This window comes from Flavobacterium sp. K77 (assembly GCF_021608205.1).
Taxonomy (GTDB): Bacteria; Bacteroidota; Bacteroidia; order Flavobacteriales; family Flavobacteriaceae; genus Flavobacterium; species Flavobacterium turcicum.
In genome coordinates, this window is sequence record NZ_JAKIHO010000024.1 from 1 (window position 1) to 2743 (window position 2743).

3 protein-coding genes are annotated in these 2743 nt (G+C 39.3%); all 3 read right to left on the reverse strand.

Going from position 1 to position 2743, the window contains the following annotated elements; translation table 11 throughout:
* Positions 1-231: 231 nt before the first annotated feature.
* A complete protein-coding gene (locus tag L1S34_RS14675; RefSeq protein WP_236364832.1) occupies positions 232-1287 on the reverse strand; it encodes a hypothetical protein in 1056 nt (351 codons plus the stop codon).
* Between the two features lie 119 nt (positions 1288-1406).
* Positions 1407-2420 carry a collagen-like protein gene (locus tag L1S34_RS14680; RefSeq protein ID WP_236364835.1) on the reverse strand — a complete coding sequence of 338 codons (1014 nt, stop codon included), beginning with the start codon at positions 2418-2420 and terminating at the stop codon, positions 1407-1409.
* Positions 2421-2512: 92 nt separating this feature from the next.
* Positions 2513-2743 (reverse strand): hypothetical protein (locus L1S34_RS14685; protein WP_236364833.1); only part of this gene is annotated, 231 nt, incomplete at its 5' end.

Genomic DNA, 2743 nt, shown 5'->3' on the forward strand with positions numbered 1-2743 from the left:
AATGCCCGAAACGCCTTTTTTTACAAAACTATTGTGATAAACAATAACGCTATCATCTATAGCCCATTTATTAGGAATAGTATTGGCATAAATCAAGACAGCAATGACAAAAATGAACCACTGTGCTTTTTTGGGGTGTAGAAAAAACTTTTTCATAACTTGCAAAATTAAAACAAATAGGCCGACCAAAACAGCCAGCCTATTTACTATTATTGTTTTGACTAATTAGATCTAATTTAGCTTGACCACAGTAACCTTGGTACTGCCATTGAGGGTAAAATCACAAGATACATTATTTGATGTACTCAAAGCTCTAATTTTAAAAAATTCGCCAGCGGTCATATACACTACTGAAGTCAGTTGCCCTCTATATTTATGAGGAGTCTGTGCATTAACATTACCAACAGATGTTCCATAAAAATTAGATCCACCATTACCTGTGTTATTCATTTCAATCATTGGCATAGGAGGTGGAGGAAGCGTTCCTCCCATTAGTTGCACTTGTATTAAATATGTACCTGCACCTGTTGCACCTACGGTAAAAGTATTGTTGTTGGTCCATGTATTTCCGCCTGTAAGCGCAGCACCTGTGCCATTAGCGCTTTCAAAATTAACCACATCAGGAAGAGTCAATGAGCTTCCGACTTGAGTTGTTTGACCAACAGTTTTTGTAACTACCAATTGTAAACTAGAGCCGCCACCTGATGCTGAACCCCAACTTAAAGCACCAGCACCGTTTGTAGTTAACACTTGTCCATTTGTTCCTGTATTGGTAGGATAGGTATTTCCTCCTAAGGTTGCAGTACCCGTTGCGGTAATGTTAGTAGCGTTAGTAATGGCGTTACTGTTCATGTTTAAAGATGTAGTAGCTGTGTGGTTTCCTAAGTTATCAGAACCGCTTGGTGTTACCCATTGTGTATTAAAATCAGTAGCGTTAACTTTTGCTAGTACTTGATTGGCAGTACCGCCAGTTGGTACTCCTTGGCCGTTGGCACCATTTGTACCGTTAGTGCCGTTTGTTCCATTTAAACTCGTCCAAGCTGTTCCGTTGTAAAAGTAAAAACCAGCAGTAGCATCGGTTTGGTACACCATTAAACCTGTGGCAGGTGTTGCAATAGCCGTTCTTTGCGTTTGTGTTAAGCGTGGTACTAAAACCCCTTGGTTACTGCTTTTTAAATCTAAAATAGCAGATGGATCAGCAGTGCTACCATCGGTGTTAATCGCTACAGATTGCGCAGTTGCGTTTAATGCGATAAGGCTAAGGCCTAAAAAGAAAAGTTTTTTCATTTGGTTTAATTTTTTTTATTCATTAGTTCGCAAAGTCTGCTGACTTTGCCGCGTTGCAAACGCTACGACTTATTTTTATAAGATAAATAGGCACTCGTTACAAACGAGCGCCAGTGGGATTACTTAATTCTCACAATATTCAAAAAAGTCCCACCATTATTACTTGTGTTACCTGCTATTGTATTACTTGCACTAAAACCATAAAAGTTTAATGTATTACCAGCTGATAAATAAAGTACAGTACTTATTGTATTATTATTTTTTAAATGTGTGCTGTTAGTTTGTGTAGTATAATTTGAACGATATAAAATTGCACTAGACATTGTGCTGCCTACGGCGTTATTTAAGTCCATATAAAAAGGTATTCCAATACTGGTTGAACTTACACCATCGGTTGTAGTTCCAACAATTTGTGCATTTATTTGATACCATCCCGCACCAGTCGCACCAACAGTAAATGTATTCCCGTTCCATGTATTCCCACCTGTGAGCGTTGTATTTGATGACGTGCCAGAAAAAGTAATTTGATTTGCCGAAGTTCCATTTCCTAAACTTGTGATAGATTGAGTAGTATTGTTTCTAATATTTAATTCAATATTTGGATATGCACTTGTCCCAGCACTAGGCGTTACCCACTGCGTGTTGTAGTTGGTGCCATCAATTTTAGCTAAAACTTGGTTGGCAGTACCACCAGTTGGTACGCCTTGTCCGTTGGCTCCTGTAGCTCCGGTTAAACCCTGAGGTCCTTGAGCACCTGTAGCACCAGCAGCACCATTTGTTCCTGCAATACCTTGTGGTCCAGTTGGGCCTTGTGGTCCAACCTCACCCTGAATACCTTGTGGTCCTTGCGGTCCTGGTGTTCCAGCTCCGTTAAGACTCGTCCAAGCCGTTCCATTGTAAAAATAAAAACCAGCAGTAGCATCTGTTTGGTACACCATTAAACCTGTGGCAGGAGTAGCAATTGCAGTTCTTTGCGTTTGTGTTAAGCGTGGTACTAAAACCCCTTGGTTAGTGCTTTTTAAATCTAAAATAGCTGACGGATCAGCAGTGCTACCATCGGTGTTAATCGCTACAGATTGCGCAGTTGCGTTTAATGCGATAAGGCTAAGGCCTAAAAAGAAAAGTTTTTTCATTCTTATTTAAATTTTTTGTTTTGCACTGAAAGCATATAGGTTGCTTCAGCTTTTTAGTAATTTATGACTTTGATACTTTCGACTTACTTAATCTACCACTTGTTTAATTTTTTGTTGCTATTGTGCTGTTTTTTAAAGAAATAAAAAGCGACGGCAATAGCAAGTAGCAGTAGTAGCGGAATCCAGTCGTTTATAGGTGCTGCCGGTACATCTTGTACATCTTCTGGAAATTCTTCTGCCTGAGCCAATACCGTTACAAATGGAAACAGTAAAGCGCTAAGGCTAAGTAGTATGGATAATGTTTGTTTTTTCATGAGTAACAG